At 63.5% G+C, this 20,820-nt stretch carries 15 protein-coding genes; 12 read left to right on the top strand and 3 right to left on the bottom strand.

The features are described 5' to 3' along the window. Positions 1-2: 2 nt before the first annotated feature. From ACTEK7_RS33355 to ACTEK7_RS33345, 3 genes are all read right to left on the bottom strand, one after another. The gene (locus ACTEK7_RS33355) at positions 3-1,004 is read right to left on the bottom strand and encodes an NAD-dependent epimerase/dehydratase family protein (protein WP_225147680.1); all 1,002 of its coding nucleotides are present in this window, start codon (positions 1,002-1,004) and stop codon (positions 3-5) included. A gap of 27 nt (positions 1,005-1,031) precedes the next feature. Next, entirely contained in the window at positions 1,032-2,597 is a 1,566-nt protein-coding gene (locus tag ACTEK7_RS33350) for a PfkB family carbohydrate kinase (RefSeq protein ID WP_225147679.1), read from the bottom strand. Between the two features lie 87 nt (positions 2,598-2,684). Continuing rightward, on the bottom strand, positions 2,685-3,701 hold the full coding sequence (locus ACTEK7_RS33345) for an SDR family oxidoreductase (protein WP_225147678.1): 1,017 nt from the start codon (positions 3,699-3,701) through the stop codon (positions 2,685-2,687). Between the two features lie 165 nt (positions 3,702-3,866). Here ACTEK7_RS33345 and ACTEK7_RS33340 point away from each other — a divergent pair, with 165 nt between their 5' ends. The 12 genes from ACTEK7_RS33340 to rpoC all read left to right on the top strand — a co-directional run bounded on the left by ACTEK7_RS33340 (position 3,867) and on the right by rpoC (position 20,681). Next, entirely contained in the window at positions 3,867-4,454 is a 588-nt protein-coding gene (locus ACTEK7_RS33340) for an SIS domain-containing protein (protein WP_225147677.1), read from the top strand. A 12-nt stretch (positions 4,455-4,466) separates the two neighbouring features. Continuing rightward, positions 4,467-5,483, top strand: coding sequence for a lysylphosphatidylglycerol synthase transmembrane domain-containing protein (locus tag ACTEK7_RS33335; protein WP_225147676.1), 1,017 nt, complete (start codon positions 4,467-4,469; stop codon positions 5,481-5,483). 82 nt (positions 5,484-5,565) lie between these two features. Continuing rightward, the gene (locus ACTEK7_RS33330) at positions 5,566-6,834 is read left to right on the top strand and encodes a class I SAM-dependent methyltransferase (protein WP_225147675.1); all 1,269 of its coding nucleotides are present in this window, start codon (positions 5,566-5,568) and stop codon (positions 6,832-6,834) included. A 329-nt stretch (positions 6,835-7,163) separates the two neighbouring features. Beyond that, positions 7,164-7,355, top strand: a complete 192-nt coding sequence (gene secE, locus ACTEK7_RS33325) for a preprotein translocase subunit SecE (protein ID WP_036010992.1) — start codon at positions 7,164-7,166, stop codon at positions 7,353-7,355. Further along, complete coding sequence (gene nusG, locus ACTEK7_RS33320; RefSeq protein WP_018647229.1) at positions 7,355-7,909, top strand: transcription termination/antitermination protein NusG; 555 nt, start codon at positions 7,355-7,357, stop codon at positions 7,907-7,909. Before secE ends, nusG begins: the two co-directional genes overlap by 1 nt. A gap of 129 nt (positions 7,910-8,038) precedes the next feature. After that, positions 8,039-8,467, top strand: a complete 429-nt coding sequence (gene rplK / locus ACTEK7_RS33315; RefSeq protein WP_011088164.1) for a 50S ribosomal protein L11 — start codon at positions 8,039-8,041, stop codon at positions 8,465-8,467. A gap of 6 nt (positions 8,468-8,473) precedes the next feature. Beyond that, the gene (rplA, locus tag ACTEK7_RS33310) at positions 8,474-9,166 is read left to right on the top strand and encodes a 50S ribosomal protein L1 (RefSeq protein ID WP_025037003.1); all 693 of its coding nucleotides are present in this window, start codon (positions 8,474-8,476) and stop codon (positions 9,164-9,166) included. 90 nt (positions 9,167-9,256) lie between these two features. After that, entirely contained in the window at positions 9,257-10,210 is a 954-nt protein-coding gene (locus ACTEK7_RS33305) for a 2-hydroxyacid dehydrogenase (protein ID WP_225147674.1), read from the top strand. 583 nt (positions 10,211-10,793) lie between these two features. Next, positions 10,794-11,312 carry a 50S ribosomal protein L10 gene (rplJ, locus tag ACTEK7_RS33300; RefSeq protein WP_036010998.1) on the top strand — a complete coding sequence of 173 codons (519 nt, stop codon included), beginning with the start codon at positions 10,794-10,796 and terminating at the stop codon, positions 11,310-11,312. A 54-nt stretch (positions 11,313-11,366) separates the two neighbouring features. After that, a complete protein-coding gene (rplL, locus tag ACTEK7_RS33295; RefSeq protein ID WP_036027614.1) occupies positions 11,367-11,747 on the top strand; it encodes a 50S ribosomal protein L7/L12 in 381 nt (126 codons plus the stop codon). Between the two features lie 483 nt (positions 11,748-12,230). Then, a complete protein-coding gene (rpoB, locus tag ACTEK7_RS33290; RefSeq protein WP_036027612.1) occupies positions 12,231-16,355 on the top strand; it encodes a DNA-directed RNA polymerase subunit beta in 4,125 nt (1,374 codons plus the stop codon). Positions 16,356-16,484: 129 nt separating this feature from the next. Then, positions 16,485-20,681, top strand: coding sequence for a DNA-directed RNA polymerase subunit beta' (rpoC, locus tag ACTEK7_RS33285; RefSeq protein ID WP_036011015.1), 4,197 nt, complete (start codon positions 16,485-16,487; stop codon positions 20,679-20,681). The last annotated feature ends 139 nt before the right edge of the window (positions 20,682-20,820 follow it).

Genomic DNA, 20,820 nt, shown 5'->3' with positions numbered 1-20,820 from the left:
GCTCACTTCAGGCTGATGTTCTGCATCATCTTGATGTTGAAATACCTGGGATCGTTGAGCGAGTTCGGCAGGCGGCCCGCCCTGAAAGCGTCCACGAGGCCGGACACGGCCTGCTCGATTGTGTGCGTCGGCGCAAAGCCGAGCTCGCGGCGGATCTTCTCCGACGACACGTGGTAGGAACGCAGATCGTCGGTCGGCTCGACGGCCACGTCGACATTGTTTCCAACCACCGATTTGACGATGTCGGCGATCTTCATCAGCGAGTGGTTTTCGTAGCCGATGTTGTAGGTCTTGCCGTCGATCTTCGCATCATCCTGTTGCAGCAGGAACAGATAGGCCGCCGTCATGTCCTGGATGTGCAGATTGGGCCGCTTCTGCGTGCCGCCGAAGACGCGGATGCGGCCGGTGTTGACGGCGAGATTGGTCAGGATGTTGACGACGACGTCGAGCCGCTGCCGCGGAGCGTAGCCGCAGACGGTGGCGGGGCGAACGGTGCAGGTGATGAAGCCGGACGCGGCCTCGTCGGCAAGATCGGTCTCGCACATCGCTTTGAACTTGGAGTAGTCGGTGAGCGGCTCGCAGGACAGCTCCTCGGTCACCTCGGCCTCGTCCTTGATGCCGTAGACGCTCGAGGAGGAGGCGTAGATGAAGCGCTTGATACCCGCCTTCTTCGCGGCGCGCACCATCGGGCGGAAGCAGTCGTAGTTGATGGACTTGCCGAGCGCGGGATCCAGCTCGAAGGAGGGATCGTTGGAGATGCAGGCGAGGTGAATCACCGCGTTGTTGCCGCGCAGGGCCTCGTTGATTGCGGCTTCATCGCGGATGTCGCCCTTGATCAGGCGCAGGTTCGGATTGTCGCGAACGGCGTCGAAGACGTCCTCGCCATACATGAACAAGTCGAGCACGGTGACCTTGTGGCCCGCGGCAAGTAATTGCGGAACCAGCACGCTGCCGACATAGCCGGCGCCACCGGTGACCATCACATTCCATTTCCGATCAATCACTGTCGTTCTCCGGATTCTTCGATCGCGCTACTTCAACAACGCGGTGACGAACTTGACCAGCGGCGCCTTCTCGACCGAGTTGCGATGACCGACGATGCCGACCTTGATCGCGCCCGCCGCATTGCCGATGAAGGCGACGTCCTCGATGTTGCCGCCGGCCGCCACCAGCGGCGCCGTGATCGTTAGGAAGGCATCGCCCGCACCGACGGTGTCGACGACGGTCTTGGTGAAAGCAGGGACGCGCGCAACGCCGGTCTTCGACGAGAAGGGGTAGCAGCCGAAGGAGCCGTGCGTGATGATCATGTTGTCGCAATCGATCTTGCGATGCAGGCCGTCCTGGATCACCGAAGCGATCTCGTTGAACTTGTCGGTGGCCGCCAGCCGCGCTTCCGGTGCGTCGATGCAGATGTAGTCGGCCCGCGGATATTTCGTGATCAGGTTGTAGCCGTGGTTGCCGCTGTTGCTCTGGGCGTTGACGGCCAGGAACCTGGAATTCGCGATCAAGGCGTCGATCGTGCTGGATGCGATCATGCCGTGACCGAAATCGGTGACGATGACGACGTCGGCCCCGCGGACGCGCTCGGTGGTGACGCGGTCGATCTCCGTTCGCGCGGCCTCGTCGAGCGGCGTGTCGTCCATCGTGTAGACTTCGAACAGCTTGTGCAGGTAGCCCATCTCGACGTAGCGCAGCTTGCGGGTGGTCGGACGGCCCTGAACGCGGATCGGCGTGAGCGTGACGTTCGGGCGGACATGCGCTCGAATGAACTCTTCAGGATAGTCGTTGCCACCCAGCGTCGTGACGATCTCGACCGACTTGCAGAAGCTCGCGACATGATTGGCCGCGGCAATGACGCCGCCGGCAAACTGCTCCCCATTCTTGAGCAGGGTCGCGACGATGTTCTCCTTGGAGGCCTTCCCGAGCGCGGTGACGTACTGGTATTCGTCGATGATGGTGTCGCCGACCAACACGACGTGCATGTCCTGGATCTTGTCGATCAGCTTCAGCAGGCGTTCGGCGCCCCCGCCATCGCGCACCTTCTGGAGGTAGTCGCGCAGTGGGGGATCGTAGATGTCGAAATAGCGGTTCAGCAGCGACGACGAGCTGAACGTCACGTCGCGGGTGAAGACGATTCGCCCGCCGTGACGCTCGACCGCCTCGCGCTCCACCGCGATCTTGCCGGTCACGTCATCCTCGGGATTCTCGTAGTCCGAGCCCTTCACGTAGATGTCGGGGCGCACGGTATCGAGGACCGGCTCGGCGCTGGAGGTCTGATTGATGCCGACCCAGTCGACCGTGCCGAGCGCGGCCAGCATCTCGGCGCGCATGTTCTCCGGAAAGATCGGCCGTCCCGGGCCCTTGTTGACGTAACGGTCGGCGGTGATGGTCACCACGACGACGTCGGCCTCGTTGCGGGCTGCCAGGATGTGCCGGACGTGGCCGAGATGCACCAGATCGAACACGCCGTGGCAGAGCGCGACGGTCAGGCCCTCAGCCTGTGCGGCGCGCGCAATCTCGCCGAGCTCCTCGATCGTCTTGATTTTCTCGTGCGGTGCCGGATGGCCGGCCGGCTTGTCTGTCGCAGCATTACCCATGTGAATGACCCAAGGCGCCGGTCGGTCTCGATTGGCCGGCCCGGACATGATCGGCAGGCGGCGAAATTGGGGGGTGAACGAATCTGCTCAACGGCTTGCCTTCTGCGGGGGAACCTTGTCGTCACCGAGATATTTGAACCAGTCCTTGGTGGCATCGGCGATCTTGTCCACCGTCCAGAGCGGAGCGTCCTTGTACTGGTCCATCGATTTCAGCATCGTCGCGACGCCGTCCTCGAACTTCACCTTCGGCGCCCATTTCAGGACCCGCTTGATCTTGCTGATGTCGGCGTAGGTGCAGTCGGGCTCGCCCGGGCGCTTGGGAATGTGGACCTTGTCGCCGCCGAGGAGCTCGACCAGGCGGTTCACGCTGTAGGTGTTGTCCGAGCCGACATTGAATATCTCGTGCGAGACGTCGGAGTGCGCGGCGGTCACGAAGGCATCGGCGACGTCGCTGACGAAGGTGAAGTCGCGCGTCTGCTCGCCGTCGCCGACCACCGTGAAGGGCTTGCCCGCGAGCTTCTGTGCCATGAACACGCCGAACACGGCGCCGTAGGTGCCGGTGGTGCGATGGCGCGGTCCGAACACGTTGAACAGGCGCAGCGCCACGGCGGGCAGCTTGTAGACCTGGCACCAGTGCATGACGCATTGCTCGCCGAGATTCTTGGTGAGCGCGTAGGGATACATCGGCCGGATCTCGGCGCTTTCCGGCGTGGGATAGACATCCGGAATGCCGTAGCAGGAAGAGGAAGCCGCATAGATGAAGCGGCTGGCGCCCGCGTGCCGCGCCGCTTCGAGAACGTTGACCGTGCCGTCGACATTGGCGCGGTGATAGGGGATCGGTGATTCGATCGAGGGTACGATGTCCGCCAGCGCGGCGAGATGGAAGACCCAATCTACTCCGTGAAAATACGGTTTGATCGCGTCCAGATCGGTGACGTCCGCCCGCACGACCTTCAACTGGCTCGAACCGGCGCGTGCGGCGAGGTTTTCAGCGCGTCCGATCACGAAATTATCGAGCGCAATGACCTCATGGCCGTCATCGAGCAGGCGATCGACGAGGTGACTTCCAATGAAGCCGGCGCCGCCAGTAACGATGCATTTCATGGGGAACATCCGTGACGCGAATGCCCAGCGAAATAGGCTCGCCATGTTGAGTGAAACCCGAAAGGCCGACTATCAGCCGCTCGCAAACTTTGCAAGTATTATACCTTTGCAATCCTCGGTAATAGCCGGTATCACCCGGTAATGTTGCAATCGAGCCGTCAGCCTATGCCTGTCGAATCCGTCGATCCCGATCACAAGGCTTTCCTCGACGATTACGTGGGGCGCCTGCATCGCGCGACGGCGGTCGACGACGGTGTTTTTGCGAGGATCTCCGCGACGCGCGCGTCCTGGTTGCGCACGCGCGAGCAGGGTGGTCGCGTCATCTTCATCGGCAATGGCGGGTCGGCCGGCATCGCTTCGCATCTGGCGATCGATCTGGCGAAGAATGCGTCGGTGCCCGCACTCTGCTTCAGCGATGCGAGCATGATGTCGTGCCTTGCCAACGATTACGGGTTCGAGGACTGGATCGCGCACGCCGTGCGGCTGAACGCGCGCGCCGGCGATTGCCTCGTCGCGATCAGCTCGTCGGGGCGTTCGAAGAATATCCTCAACGCGGTTGCGCAGGCGCGCCAGATGAAGCTCGACGTGATCACGTTGTCGGGCATGAACGCGGACAATCCGCTGCGCAATCTCGGCGACGTCAATTTCTGGGTCGACAGCCGTAGCTACAACATTGTCGAGACCACGCACCAGTTCTGGATGATGGCCGCAATCGACCTCATCATCGGTCGCGCGGAATATCCGGCGTCCTGAGGCGGGCATCCGATGCAGTCGCGATTCAAGCATGCGGCCCTGTTTTCAGTGAAGCTGCTGCTGTCGATCGCCGTGCTGGTCTACATCGCGCGTGGCCTCGACCTGCGCCAGCTGCGCGACCATCTCGTCTCGGTCGATCCGGTCCTGTTCGCCGTCGCGCTTGCGCTGATCTTCTTTCAGACCTTCGTGCTCAACGGCCGGTGGGAGCTGATCATGCGCGCGCTCGGCGTGTCGCTGGATTGGCTCGCCGGCTGGCGGATCCTCATGATCAGCCTGTGGTTCAACCAGGTGTTGCCGTCGTCGGTCGGCGGTGACGCGGTGCGGATCTGGCTGCTGCGCCAACGCGACGTGCGGTGGCCCGAGGCGGTCAGGGGCGTCGCAGCCGACCGCTTTACGGCATTGATCGGACTGATCGTGTTGATGGTGGCCGGATTGCCGTTTCTGCTGTCGCGCGTGTCGAATCACGCTGCGATCCTGGCCATCGGCGGACTGACGGTGGCCGGCGTCGCCGGCACGCTGGTCCTGTTGACGCTCGACCGTCTGCCGAAGCGCTTCATCGCGCTTCCCGCGATTGCGAGCTTCGTCCGGTTCGGAACGCTGGTCAGGTTTTTGCTCCTGCAGTCCGAGCGCCGTGCGCTGCTGCTCGGATCGGCGCTCCTCATCCATCTCGTCACCGCCGCGGCTTGCTACGCTTTGGCGCGCGGCGTCGGAGCGCAGCTCTCGATCCTCGATGCCGGCATCCTGATTCCGCCGGTGGTGCTGTTGACGGCGGTCCCCATCTCGATCAGCGGCTGGGGCGTTCGCGAGGGAGCGATGGTCGCCTGCGTTGGTCTGGCGGGTGTGCCGTCCGAGCAGGCGCTGTCGGTATCGCTCTTGCTGGGCGCCATCAGCGTGATCATTGGACTCGTCGGTGGCGTCATCTGGCTGGCAAGTCCGGAGCGCGGCTCGTATTCGGCCGACAAGGCGGCCAAGGCGGCGGAGGACGCGCCCGGCTACGGGCTGGGCAACGAGGCCTCGAGCCATCCATGACCCCCTGGAGCCCGTTGCCGATCTGGTCTTCACAGGGTGGGATTACTTCACTCGCGCGCGTAACTCATTCTTCGGTTGCACGATGAAAAACCTGTTCTACCTCCGCAATACCTGCCGCCTCTGTCATTCCGACAAGCAAGAGCTGGTTGTCCCGATGGCGGGCATGCCGATCGGCACGCCGAACTTCCAGGTGCCGAACGCCAGCGTCGACGATCCCGTCTTCCGCGCTGCGGTCCCGATGGCGCTGCATCTGTGCCGGGACTGCGGTCACCTACAGATTCTCCAAGTCGGCAATCCGGAGATCCAGTATCGCAACTACGTCTATACCACCTCGCTCTCGCTCGGCCTGCGCGAGCATTTCGCTACCTATGCCGACGACGTCGTCAGCCGTTTCGGCATCGCGCCGGGTTCGCTGGTGGTCGAGCTCGGCAGCAATGACGGATCGCTGCTCGGCTTCTTCAAGGAGCGGGGGATGCGGGTGCTGGGCGTCGATCCCGCCGTCGACATCGCGCGGCGCGCCACGGAGGCGGGCATCGAGACCATCGGCGATTTCTTCACCGATGCTATCGGCCGCCGCATCCTGCAGAGCCATGGCGCGGCGAGCGTCGTGATCGCCAACAACATGATCGCCAATGTCGACAATCTGGATCCCCTGGTGATCGGGGTTCGCGACGTGCTGGCGCCGGACGGATTGTTTGTCTTCGAAACGCAATACGGCGTCGACGTCACCGAGAAGAACCTGCTCGATACCGTCTATCACGAGCATCTGTCGTATTTTAACATAAAGCCGTTGATCCGTTTCTTCGCCCGGCTCGGCATGGAGCTGATCGACGTCCAGCACATCTGGACCAAAGGCGGCTCGATCCGCGTGACCGTGCAGCGCGCCGGCGGCGCCAAGAAACCGTCGGCCGAGGTCGCGCGTTTCGTTGCCGAGGAAGAGCGGCTCGGTGTCGATCAGCCGGCCTATTATGCGCCGTATGTGAAGAGGATCGCCGCCATCCGTGACGAACTGGTCGCGATGGCCGATGCCGCCCATGCGCGCGGTCAGCTGGTCGCCGGCTATGGTGTCTCCGTGGGCACCACGACGCTGCTGCCGCAGTTCGGCCTGGAGAACAAGATCGACTTCCTGGTGGACGACGACCCCAACAAGGGGAAGGTGATGGCCGGTCCCGGCTATGACATCCCGATCCTGCCGCCTGCCGCCCTTTACGAGCGCAAGCCCGCTTTCGTCGTGGTCTTCGCCTGGCGCTATGTTGACCCGATCCGGGCCAAGCACGCCCGCTATTTCGCCGAAGGCGGGAAGTTCGTGGTGCCGCTGCCGGGGATTTCCATGGTCGACCGGGCCGACTGACGGTGCCGGGCTCCCGATGGCCTTGCCGGGGATAGCGCGTTCGGGGCGGTCGACAAGTCCTTGATCCACATGGCCTCTGCACGACCGTCGGGGGCAGGGCGGCCTGCCCGGGCGAACTCTCTCTACCTTGACCTTTGGCCGCATCCGCAGTAGATACCCGGCACTCGCAGCCGGCCCGTTAGACGCGGATTTCCGGCGCGGCCTTGAAATCCCCGAACAATCGAGCCCGGTTTCCGGCTCATCCTTCGAGACAGAGGGCTGGGCCAACGGCGGCTGTTCGGATCCCTGAAATTCATTTGCGTCTGTCGACGGACGCTGGACCCCAAACGATGGCAGTCAGCCCGTTCAAGTTCTTGCAGGAAGTGCGCTCGGAGACTGCCAAGGTCACCTGGCCGACCCGCCGTGAGACCACGATCACCACCATCATGGTGTTCGTCATGGTCGCCGTGGCCTCGATCTTCTTCTTCGCCGCCGACCTGATCATTCGTTACCTCGTCACCTTCCTCCTGGGCATTCAATGATGGCAACAGCAACCGCTCAAGTGTCCGACAAGCGCTGGTACATCGTCCACGCCTATTCGAACTTCGAGAAGAAGGTCGCCGAATCGATCCGCGAGCAGGCCAAGCAGCGCGGGCTCGAGGAGCTGTTCGAGCTGGTGCTGGTTCCAACCGAGAAGGTCACGGAAGTGCGCCGCGGCCGCAAGATCGACGCCGAGCGCAAGTTCTTCCCCGGCTACGTGCTGGTGAAGATGAAGCTGACCGACGAGGCGTTCCATCTGATCAAGAACACGCCGAAGGTCACGGGCTTCCTCGGCGCCGAGAACAAGCCGATGCCGATCTCGGAAGCCGAGGCCATGCGCATCCTGCACCAGGTGCAAGAGGGCGTGGAACGGCCGAAGGCGTCGGTGTCGTTCGAGATCGGCGAGAACGTGCGCGTGGCCGACGGCCCGTTCGCCTCGTTCTCGGGTGTGGTCGAGGAAATCGACGAGGCGCGCTCGCGCGTGAAGGTCGCCGTGTCGATCTTCGGCCGCGCGACGCCGGTCGAGCTGGAATTCGGTCAGGTCGAGAAGGTCTGATCGGGTAACGCGGGAGGCTTCGGTCTCGCGCAACAAGAGGCCGTGGGAGGGAGGGGCGGTTGCCAGCCGCATCCGACCCAGACCACGAACCTGAAACCGCCGGTCCTGCCGGCACAACAGGAGTGATACATGGCAAAGAAAGTGACCGGATACCTGAAGCTTCAGGTCCCGGCCGGCGCGGCGAATCCCTCGCCCCCGATCGGTCCCGCGCTCGGTCAGCGCGGTCTCAACATCATGGAGTTCTGCAAGGCGTTCAACGCCCAGACCCAGAAGGAAGAGAAGAACACCCCGATCCCGGTGATCATCACCATCTATGCGGACCGTTCCTTCACCTTCGAGATGAAGACGCCGCCGATGTCCTACTTCCTCAAGCAGGCTGCAAAAATCCAGTCCGGCTCGAAGGCGCCGGGCCGCGACAAGGCCGGCAAGGTGACCAAGGCGCAGGTGCGCGAGATCGCCGAGAAGAAGATGAAGGACTTGAATTGCGACACCATCGAATCGGCCATGAAGATGGTCGAGGGCTCGGCCCGTTCGATGGGTCTGGAAGTTGCGGGGTAAGCGGCCATGGCAATCGGAAAGCGTTTGAACAAAGCCCGCGAAGGCATTGACCGCGAAAAGCTTTACCCGCTCGCGGACGCCATCAAGATGGTCAAGGAACGCGCGAAAGCGAAGTTCGACGAGACCATCGAGGTCGCGATCAATCTCGGCGTCGATCCGCGCCACGCCGACCAGATGGTCCGCGGTGTCGTGACCCTGCCAAACGGCACCGGCCGTACGCTCCGCGTCGGCGTGTTCGCCCGCGGCGCCAAGGCCGATGAAGCCAAGGCCGCCGGTGCGGACGTCGTCGGCGCCGAGGACCTGGTCGAGAAGGTGCAGAACGGCACGATCGATTTCGACCGCTGTATCGCCACCCCCGACATGATGCCGCTGGTCGGCCGCCTCGGTAAGGTGCTCGGCCCGCGCGGCCTGATGCCGAACCCGAAGATCGGTACCGTGACCATGGACGTCACCGGTGCGGTGAAGGGCGCCAAGGGCGGCTCGGTCGAGTTCCGCGTCGAGAAGGCCGGCATCCTGCAGGCCGGCGTCGGCAAGGCCTCGTTCTCCGAGGAGAAGCTGGTCGAGAACATCAAGGCTCTGGCTGACGCGGTCTCCAAGGCGAAGCCGGCCGGTTCCAAGGGCACCTACATCCAGCGCGTTGCGGTGTCCTCGACGATGGGCCCCGGCGTGAAGGTCGAGCCGGGCACCATTCTCGGCTGAGGTTTGGAAATTGCATGAGGCGAGGGGCGGGATCGGGCGACCGATTCCGCCCCTCGTCGTTTGTGGCGGCGCTCTTCGGAAACAACAACAATGGCTGACAAGGTCCTGATCTACTCGCGCTTTCCCAAGTCGATGATGGCGCGCTTCGCCGAGCGGTTCGAGCTGCTCGACACCGGCGGCAAGCCCGTGCGGGAGGTGTTTCCGGCGGAGGAGCTGGGCGGCATCCGCGCACTGCTGACTGCTGGCGGCTCGCCACTCGGTGCGGAGGCGATGGACCTGTTTCCGAAGCTCGGCGCCATCGTCTGCTATGGGACTGGCTATGATGGCGTCGACTTGAAGGCGGCGGCCAGCCGGAACATCGCGGTCGGTCACAGCCCAGGTGCCAATGCGGCTTCTGTCGCCGACATCGCGATGACCTTGATGCTGGCGACGACGCGGCGGATTTTGGTGGCCGACCAATATGTCCGCAGCGGCGATTGGGCGGCCTCGAAACAGTCACCGATGATGCGTCCCCAGGCCGGCATGCCCGGCCGCCGCATCGGCATCTACGGCATGGGTGAGATCGGCCGCAAGATCGGCGCGCGCTGTGCTGCTTTCGAGAGCGAGGTCGGCTATTTCAGCCGCACCCGGTATGATCTGCCCTATCAGTACTTTCAGACCCTGGAGGCGCTCGCCGATTGGTGCAGCGTCCTGATGATCGCGGTGCGGGCAGGGGCCGAGACGCAACATGCCGTCAACGCCGATATCCTCAGGCGCCTCGGGGCGGAGGGCTACGTCGTCAACATCTCCCGCGGCTCCGTCATCGACGAGAAGGCGCTGGTCGCGGCGCTCACCGACAAGACCATCGCGGGGGCGGGCCTCGACGTCTTCGAGAAGGAACCGCACGCGCCTGACGCCCTGACCGAACTCCCCAACGTGGTGTTCGCCCCGCATATCGGCGGCCACACCCTGGATTCGCACGTCGCCATGCAGAACTGCGTGCTGGCCAACCTGACCGCATTCTTCGAGGGCAAAACGCTGCCGTACCGGATCAAATCGGCCTGAATCGGCCCTTGTTGGGCCATCTCAAGGCCAACCGCCAATCGATTGGAACTGGTGTGAATTTTGCTCTTGGCAAGCAGGCTCCGAGCGGTTAAAGAACCGCCTCCGGACGTGCCGGCCTCGGCTGGCGCGTTCGTGCACGCATTCCGAAAACCCGACACGACAGGAGATCATTCCTTTTCAGGACGTCCGTGAGGATTTGCCCGAAAAGGAAGGAAGATCCGTCTTTTGGCAGGGATGCGGGCAGAGGTCGGGCGGTTCGCCGGCTGACCTCGTCCTGTCCAAGACTGCAGGCGCCCGCGGGGAATTTCGATTCCTCAACGGCTTAATCGCATGGCCTGCATAGACGGGTGAAGACCGGATTTCACTTCGCATCCAGCTTTAAGGGCTGGTTTTGCGAAACGGGTCTGGTTCGGACCTCGACACGCCGTGGGCCCTTGGGCTCCCGGAGGGCAGGCTTTGAATTGTCGTCTTGCCCGGCGTGTCCGATGGGTTTTTGACCCGGAGGTTCAGGTTTGGGCGGGACGATGGGTGCAACCCGGCGGTCCCGCTTCTCGCGATGACCGCCAACCGGAGAGAGCTTGCTGTGGAACGAGCGGCAAAAAAAGAAGCGGTCGAACAGCTCAACGAGGTCTTCAAGACCACGAGCGTCGCGATCGTTGCTCAATATTCCGGCCTCACCGTCGCCCAGATGCAGAAGCTGCGCCAGCAGATGAAGCAGGCGGGTGCCGCGGTGAAGGTCTCGAAGAACCGTCTCGCCAAAATTGCTCTTGAAGGCACTGACGTCGTTGCCATCGGCCCCATGCTGAAGGGGCCGACCGTGATCGCGACTTCGAACGATCCGGTAGCGGCGCCAAAGGTCGCCATCGAATTCGCCAAGGCGAACGAAAAGTTCGTCATCGTCGGCGGATCGATGGGGAAGACCGTCCTGAATGTCGACGGCGTGAAGGCGCTTGCCTCGCTGCCGTCGCTTGACGAACTGCGCGGCAAGATCGTCGGCCTCATCGTGGCCCCGGCGACCAAGCTGGCCCAGCTCGCCAACGCGCCCGCGGGCAAGCTCGCGCGCGTCATCCAGGCTCATGCCTCAAAGGGCGAAGCGGCCTGACGCCCTTCGCAAAACTCAAACCCGAACCAGACTTACAGTTAAGGAAACTGAACAATGGCTGACCTGCAGAAGATCGTTGACGACCTCTCGAGCCTGACCGTGCTCGAAGCTGCCGAACTCGCGAAGCTCCTCGAAGAGAAGTGGGGCGTTTCGGCTGCCGCGGCTGTCGCCGTGGCCGGCCCGGCCGCTGGCGGCGGCGGTGCTGCCGCTCCGGCGGAAGAGAAGACCGAGTTCACGGTCGTTCTCGCCAGCGCCGGCGACAAGAAGATCGAGGTCATCAAGGAAGTCCGCGCCATCACCGGTCTCGGCCTGAAGGAAGCAAAGGACCTCGTCGAGGGTGCTCCGAAGCCGCTGAAGGAAGGCGTGAACAAGGACGAAGCCGACAAGATCAAGGCCCAGCTCGAGAAGGCTGGCGCCAAGGTCGAGCTCAAGTAAGCACTGCTTACTGGCGGGATCCCGGGCGGGCAACGGCTCTGCCCGGGATCCTGGTCCCCCTTCGAGAGGGTGGACCGGAATGCAAAAGGCGTGCGACGGAACGATCCGACGCAGGCCAAACACGAAAAAGTGTGGGGATTTGAGGGTTTGACCCTCGAATCTGCACTATTGTCGCCCCATATCGGGTCGGCAGCACGAAAGCGCGGTGGGCAGGGATGCCGGATTTCCCTGTAAGCCGTTGGGAGAGCAGGCTATTTCGGGCTTTTGCAGTCCGTGAAGATGATCGTTGTGACGGGCGGGCGCGCATCTGCGCCCCGCGCGTCGTTTTGCGTTTTGAAGGTCTGAAGAACAGATTCAGGACATCGGCGCCTGAAACTGCGTCTCCGGCCCCCCAAGACGGGTTCGAAAATTCAACCCGGAAAGCGGTGGCAGCCGCGGTCCGGACGGTGCGCCCAGGGCGGGCGACGAAAATGAGAGGCCACGATGGCGCAGCAGACATTCACCGGTCGCAAACGCGTTCGCAAGTTCTTCGGACACATCAAGGAAGTCGCCGAGATGCCGAACCTCATCGAGGTTCAGAAGGCGTCCTATGACCAGTTCCTGATGGTGGACGAACCCCAGGGCGGACGTCTCGACGAGGGTCTGCAGGCGGTGTTCCGCTCGGTGTTTCCGATCTCCGACTTCTCCGGCACCTCGATGCTGGAATTCGTCCGCTACGAGTTCGAGCAGCCGAAATACGACGTCGACGAGTGCCGCCAGCGCGGCATGACCTTCGCTGCGCCCCTCAAGGTGACGCTGCGCCTCATCGTGTTCGATATCGACGAGGAAACCGGCGCGAAGTCGGTGAAGGACATCAAGGAGCAGGACGTCTACATGGGCGACATCCCGCTCATGACGATGAACGGCACCTTCATCGTCAACGGCACCGAGCGCGTCATCGTCTCGCAGATGCACCGTTCGCCCGGCGTGTTCTTCGACCACGACAAGGGCAAGACCCATTCCTCGGGCAAGCTGCTGTTCGCCGCCCGCGTCATCCCCTATCGCGGTTCCTGGCTCGACATCGAGTTCGACGCCAAGGACATCGTCTATGCGCGTATCGACCGTCGCCGCAAGATTCCGGTGACGTCGCTGATGTTCGCCCTCGGCCTCGACGGCGAGGCGATCCTGTCCACGTTCTACAAGAAGATTCTCTACAAGCGGACCAAGGAAGGCTGGCGCGTTCCGTTCGACGCCAACCGCTTCCGCGGCTACTCCACGGTCAACGACCTGATCGATGCCGACACCGGCAAGGTCGTGCTCGAGGCCGGCAAGAAGCTCACCGTCCGCGCCGCCCGCCAGCTCCAGGAGAAGGGGCTGAAGGCGCTGCGCATGGCCGACGAGGAACTGGTCGGCAATTACGTCGCCGAGGATCTCGTCAACCCCAAGACCGGTGAGATCCACGCCGAGGCCGGTGAGGAGATCACCGACAAGCTGATGAAGGCGCTCAACGAGCAGGGCTACAAAGAACTGCCGCTGCTCGACATCGACCACGTCAATGTCGGCCCCTACATCCGCAACACGCTCTCGGCCGACAAGAACATGACGCGCGAGGACGCGCTGTTCGACATCTACCGCGTGATGCGTCCGGGCGAGCCGCCGACGCTGGAATCGGCGCAGGCCATGTTCCAGTCGCTGTTCTTCGACGCCGAGCGCTACGACCTCTCCGCGGTCGGCCGCGTCAAGATGAACATGCGCCTCGACCTCGATGCGCCCGACACCCAGCGCACGCTGCGCAAGGAGGACATCCTCTCGGTCATCAAGACGCTGGTGGATCTGCGCGACGGCAAGGGCGAGATCGACGACATCGACCATCTCGGCAACCGCCGCGTGCGTTCGGTCGGCGAGCTCATGGAGAACCAGTACCGCATCGGCCTGTTGCGCATGGAGCGCGCGATCAAGGAGCGCATGTCCTCGGTCGACATCGACACGGTCATGCCGCAGGACCTGATCAACGCCAAGCCGGCCGCCGCCGCGGTGCGCGAGTTCTTCGGCTCCTCGCAGCTCTCGCAGTTCATGGACCAGACCAACCCGCTCAGCGAGATCACCCACAAGCGCCGCCTCTCGGCGCTCGGACCGGGCGGTCTCACCCGCGAGCGCGCCGGCTTCGAGGTGCGCGACGTGCACCCGACGCATTACGGCCGCATCTGCCCGATCGAGACGCCGGAAGGTCCGAACATCGGCCTGATCAACTCGCTCGCGACCTTCGCGCGCGTGAACAAGTACGGCTTCGTCGAGACGCCGTATCGCAAGGTCAAGGATGGCCGTGTCACCGACGAGGTCGTGTACCTGTCGGCGATGGAGGAAGGGCGCTATTCCGTGGCCCAGGCCAACGTGCCGGTCGACGCCAAGGGCCGCTTCACCGAAGACCTCGTGGTCTGCCGTTCGAGCGGCACCCGCGACGTCGTGCCGATGACGCCCGACAAGGTCGACTACATGGACGTGTCGCCGAAGCAGCTCGTTTCGGTCGCCGCGGCGCTGATCCCGTTCCTCGAGAACGACGACGCCAACCGCGCGCTGATGGGCTCGAACATGCAGCGCCAGGCGGTGCCGCTGGTTCGCGCCGAGGCGCCGTTCGTCGGCACCGGCATGGAGGGCGTGGTTGCCCGTGACTCGGGCGCTGCGATCGCGGCGCGCCGTTCGGGCGTGATCGACCAGATTGATGCGACCCGCGTCGTCATCCGCGCCACGGAAGATCTCGATCCGACCAAGTCGGGCGTCGATATCTACCGCCTCATGAAGTACCAGCGCTCGAACCAGTCGACCTGCATCAACCAGCGTCCGCTGGTGAAGGTCGGCGACGTCGTCAGGAAGGGCGACATCATCGCCGACGGTCCTTCGACCGATCTCGGCGAGCTCGCGCTCGGCCGCAACGTGCTGGTCGCGTTCATGCCGTGGAACGGCTACAACTTCGAAGACTCGATCCTGCTCTCCGAGCGGATCGTGAAGGAGGACGTCTTCACCTCGATCCACATCGAGGAGTTCGAGGTGATGGCCCGCGACACCAAGCTCGGACCTGAGGAAATCACCCGCGACATTCCGAACGTCTCGGAAGAAGCGCTGAAGAACCTCGACGAAGCCGGTATCGTCTACATCGGCGCGGAAGTGCGCGCCGGCGACATCCTGGTCGGCAAGATCACGCCGAAGGGCGAAAGCCCGATGACGCCGGAAGAGAAGCTGCTGCGCGCCATCTTCGGCGAGAAGGCCTCCGACGTCCGCGACACCTCGCTGCGCGTTCCCCCGGGCGTGCAGGGCACCATCGTCGAAGTGCGCGTGTTCAACCGCCACGGCGTCGACAAGGACGAGCGTGCGCTGGCGATCGAGCGGGAGGAGATCGAGCGCCTCGCCAAGGACCGCGACGACGAGCAGGCGATCCTGGACCGCAACGTCTACAACCGTCTTGCCGAGCTGCTCGAGGGGCGGCAGGGCATTGCAGGTCCCAAGGGCTTCAAGAAGGACACCAAGATCACCCGTGCGGTGCTCGAGGAGTATCCGAAGTCGCAATGGTGGCTGTTCGCTTCGCCGAACGACAAGCTGATGGCCGAGATCGAGGCCATGCGGAAGCAGTACGACGAGTCGAAGAAGGGACTGGAACAGCGCTTCCTCGACAAGGTCGAGAAGCTTCAGCGCGGTGACGAATTGCCGCCCGGCGTGATGAAGATGGTCAAGGTCTTCGTCGCGGTGAAGCGCAAGATCCAGCCCGGCGACAAGATGGCCGGCCGCCACGGCAACAAGGGCGTGGTGTCGAAGATCGTGCCGATCGAGGACATGCCGTTCCTCGAAGACGGCACGCATGCCGACATCGTGCTCAATCCGCTCGGCGTGCCTTCGCGCATGAACGTCGGACAGATCCTCGAGACCCATCTCGGCTGGGCCTGCGCCGGCCTCGGCAAGCGTATCGGCCAGACCGTCGATGCGTACCTGTCGAAGCAGGACATCAAGCCGCTGAAGGAGACCTTGAAGAAGGTCTACGGCGAGGACGAGACGATCAAGTCGCTCAACGACAACGAGCTGCTCGAACTCGGCCATAACCTCAGCCGCGGCGTGCCGATCGCAACCCCGGTGTTCGACGGCGCCAAGGAAGCCGATATCGAGGAGATGCTGAAGCTTGCTGGTCTCGACGCTTCGGGTCAGTCGACCGTCTATGACGGCCGCACCGGCGATCCGTTCGATCGCAAGGTGACGGTGGGCTACATCTACATGCTCAAGCTGCACCATCTGGTCGACGACAAGATCCATGCGCGTTCGATCGGTCCGTACTCGCTCGTCACCCAGCAGCCGCTGGGCGGCAAGGCGCAGTTCGGCGGCCAGCGCTTCGGCGAAATGGAGGTGTGGGCGCTCGAGGCTTACGGCGCGGCGTACACGCTCCAGGAGATGCTGACGGTGAAGTCGGACGACGTCGCCGGCCGTACCAAGGTGTACGAGGCGATCGTGCGCGGCGACGACACGTTCGAGGCCGGTATTCCGGAATCGTTCAACGTGCTGGTCAAGGAAATGCGCTCGCTCGGCCTCAACGTCGACCTGCACAACTCCAAGATGGGACCGGCGCCGACGTCGGAAGCGGCCGAGTAATTCGACCTGTCATGCCCGGCCTTCGCGGCCGGGCATCGGCGCCCCGCCCGAGGCCTTGAGGGCAGGGCGCCATGCAGAAGTGATTTTCGAATTTGCGGCCGGAGGCGACCGGCACGCGAGGAGAAGACGATGAACCAAGAAATTATGAATCTCTTCAACCCGACGACGCCGGCTCAGGTCTTCGACCAGATCCGGATCTCGATCGCGTCTCCAGAGAAGATTCTGTCCTGGTCCTACGGCGAGATCAAGAAGCCGGAGACCATCAACTATCGTACCTTCAAGCCCGAGCGCGACGGCCTGTTCTGCGCCCGCATCTTCGGGCCGATCAAGGACTACGAGTGCTTGTGCGGCAAGTACAAGCGCATGAAGTACAAGGGCATCATCTGCGAGAAGTGCTCGGTCGAGGTCACGCTGTCGCGCGTCCGGCGCGAGCGCATGGGTCATATCGAACTCGCAGCCCCCGTCGCGCATATCTGGTTCCTGAAGTCGCTGCCCTCGCGCATCGGCCTCCTGCTCGACATGACGCTGAAGGATCTCGAGCGGATCCTCTACTTCGAATATTACGTCGTGCTCGAGCCGGGCCTCACCGCGCTGAAGGACCGTCAGCTGCTGTCGGAAGACGAGTATCTGAAGGCGCAGGACGAGTACGGCCAGGACAGCTTCACCGCCATGATCGGCGCCGAGGCGATCCGCGAGCTGCTCAAGGGCATGGACCTCGAGAAGCTCGAGGCCTCGCTGCGTGCCGAGATGCAGGAGACCGACTCCGACATCAAGCACAAGAAGCTCGCCAAGCGTCTGAAGATCGTGGAAGCGTTCCGCCATTCCGGCAACAAGCCGGAATGGATGATCATGACCGTGATCCCGGTGATTCCGCCGGACCTGCGTCCGCTGGTGCCGCTGGACGGCGGCCGTTTCGCGACCTCTGATCTCAACGACCTCTATCGCCGCGTCATCAACCGCAACAACCGCTTGAAGCGGCTGATGGAGCTGCGCGCGCCCGACATCATCATCCGCAACGAGAAGCGCATGCTTCAGGAAGCGGTCGATGCGCTGTTCGACAACGGCCGCCGCGGCCGCGTCATCACCGGCGCCAACAAGCGTCCGCTGAAGTCGCTCGCCGACATGCTCAAGGGCAAGCAGGGCCGCTTCCGCCAGAACCTGCTCGGCAAGCGCGTCGACTATTCGGGCCGTTCGGTGATCGTGGTCGGTCCCGAGCTGCGCCTGCATCAGTGCGGCCTGCCGAAGAAGATGGCGCTCGAGCTGTTCAAGCCGTTCATCTATTCGCGGCTCGACGCCAAGGGCCTGTCCACCACCGTGAAGCAGGCCAAGAAGCTGGTCGAGAAGGAACGGCCCGAGGTCTGGGACATCCTGGACGAGGTGATCCGCGAGCATCCGGTGCTGCTCAACCGCGCCCCGACGCTGCACCGCCTCGGCATTCAGGCATTCGAGCCCGTGCTGATCGAGGGCAAGGCGATCCAGCTTCACCCGCTGGTCTGCTCCGCGTTCAACGCCGACTTCGACGGCGACCAGATGGCCGTGCACGTTCCGCTGTCGCTCGAAGCGCAGCTGGAAGCGCGCGTCCTGATGATGTCGACCAACAACATCCTGCATCCCGCGAACGGCCAGCCGATCATCGTGCCGTCGCAGGACATCGTGCTCGGTCTGTACTACGTCTCGATCATGCGCGAAGGCCTGCCCGGCGAGGGCAAGGTGTTCGGCGACATGGCCGAGCTCGAGCATGCGCTGCACGCGAAGGTCATCCACCTCCACACCAAGATCAAGTACCGGTGGGAAGGCATGGACGAGACCGGCAAGGTCTCCAAGCGCTGGATCGAGACCACCGCCGGCCGCGTCATGCTCGGCAATCTGCTGCCGAAGAACCCGCGCATCTCCTACGAGATCATCAACAAGCTGATGACCAAGCGCGAGATCTCCGGCGTCATCGACCAGGTCTACCGCCACTGCGGCCAGAAGGAGACGGTGATCTTCTGCGACCGCATCATGGCGCTCGGCTTCTACAACGCGTTCAAGGCCGGCATCTCGTTCGGCAAGGACGACATGGTCGTGCCGCACGGCAAGTGGAAGATCGTCGACACCACCCGTACGCTGGCGAAGGATTTCGAGCAGCAGTACAACGACGGCCTGATCACCCATGGCGAGAAGTACAACAAGGTCGTCGACGCCTGGTCGAAGGCCACGGAAGAAATCGCCAAGGCGATGATGAAGGAGATCTCCGCCACCAAGAAGACGGCGAGCGGAGCCGACGCCGACATCAACTCGATCTACATGATGGCTCACTCCGGTGCCCGCGGTTCGCCGGCCCAGATGCGCCAGCTCGCCGGCATGCGCGGCCTGATGGCCAAGCCGTCGGGCGAGATCATCGAGACGCCGATCATCTCGAACTTCAAGGAAGGCCTCTCGGTGCTCGAGTACTTCAACTCGACCCACGGCGCCCGCAAGGGCCTCGCGGACACCGCGTTGAAGACCGCGAACTCCGGCTACCTGACCCGTCGTCTCGTCGACGTGGCGCAGGACTGCATCATCACGCAGAGCGACTGCGGCACCAAGCTCGGCATCAAGATGCGCGCCATCGTCGACGCCGGTACCGTGGTCGCCTCGCTCGGCTCGCGCATCCTCGGACGCACGGCCTGCGAAGACGTGCGTGACAGCTCGGGCCAGGTGATCGTCAAGCGCGATACGCTGATGGAAGAGAGCCACGTGGATGCCATCCATCAGGCCGGCATCCAGGAGGTGAAGATCCGCTCGGCGCTGACCTGCGAGCTCGTCAACGGCATCTGCGGCAAGTGCTACGGCCGCGACCTCGCCCGCGGCACGCCGGTCAACCACGGCGAAGCGGTTGGCGTCATCGCGGCGCAGTCGATCGGCGAGCCGGGCACCCAGCTCACCATGCGCACCTTCCACATCGGCGGTGCGGCGCAGCTCAACGAGCAGTCCTTCGTCGAAGCCAACTTCGACGGCAAGATCGTGATCAGGAACAAGGCCATCGCCCGCAACAGCGAAGGTCACCTGATCGCGATGGTGCGCAACATGGTTGTCGCGATCGTCGATGCCGACGGCACCGAGCGTGCGACGCACCGTATCCAGTACGGTTCGCGTCTGCACGTCGACGAGGGCGACATGGTCAAGCGCGGCCAGCGCATCGTCGAATGGGATCCCTACACCCGTCCGCTGCTCACCGAGGTCGAAGGAACCATCGGCTTCGAGGATCTGGTCGAGGGGCAGTCGATCTCGGAAACGCTCGACGAGGCCACCGGTATCGCCAAGCGCGTGGTCATCGACTGGCGTTCGACGCGCGGCGGCTCGGACCTGCGTCCGGCCATCGTGGTGAAGGGCAAGGACGGCAAGGTGCTCAAGCTCGCCCGTGGCGGCGATGCCCGCTACATGCTGTCGGTCGACGCCATTCTCTCGGTCGACATCGGAGCCAAGGTCCAGCCGGGCGACATCCTCGCCCGTGTCTCGACCGAAAGCGCCAAGACGCGTGACATCACCGGCGGTCTGCCGCGGGTGGCGGAACTGTTCGAGGCTCGGCGCCCGAAGGATGCGGCGATCATCGCCGAAATCGCGGGCACCATCCGGTTCGGGCGCGACTACAAGAACAAGCGTCGCATCTCGATCGAGCCGATGGACAAGACCGACGAGCCGCGCGAGTACCTGATCCCGAAGGGCAAGCACATCCACCTTCAGGACGGCGACGTCGTCGAAAAGGGCGACTTCATCGTGGAAGGCAACCCGGCGCCGCACGACATCCTCGCGGTCAAGGGCATCGAGGAGCTCGCTGCCTATCTGGTCAACGAGATCCAGGAGGTCTACCGGCTGCAGGGCGTGCTCATCAACGACAAGCACATCGAGGTGATTGTCCGTCAGATGCTCCAGAAGGTGGAAATCACCGACCAGGGCGACACGGACATGATCTCCGGCGAGCAGGTCGACAAGATCGAGTTCGACGCGCTGAACGTGAAGGCCAAGGAAGAGGGCAAGAAGCCCGCCACGGGAACGCCGGTTCTGCTCGGCATCACCAAGGCGAGCCTCCAGACCCGCTCCTTCTTCTCGGCGGCATCGTTCCAGGAGACCACCCGCGTCCTCACCGAGGCGGCGGTCAACGGCAAGATCGATCCGCTCGAAGGCCTCAAGGAGAACGTCATCGTCGGCCGGCTGATCCCGGCGGGCACCGGCGCCTCCATGGCCAAGATCCGCGAAGTCGCCATGAAGCGCGACAAGCTGATCCTGGACGAGCGGGAGAAGCAGGCCGCCGTCGTGTCGCCGGCGCCGGAAGCCGAGCTTCCTGCGCTGCCGCCCGCGGAATGATCGTTCATCCGTAGGAATACCGAGGACAATGAAAAGGCCGGCTTTTGCCGGCCTTTTTGCTGCTTTGTTGCGATGCGAGATCAACCTTTGTTCATCTTTCCTTCAGCCGCAAAAGCGCTTGTGCTATGGCGCCTTAGAC

It is taken from the genome of Bradyrhizobium sp. JHI2711, from assembly GCF_056156565.1.
The sequence above is the reverse complement of the archived record's forward strand: the minus strand, read 5'-3'. Positions and strand labels throughout refer to the sequence as shown.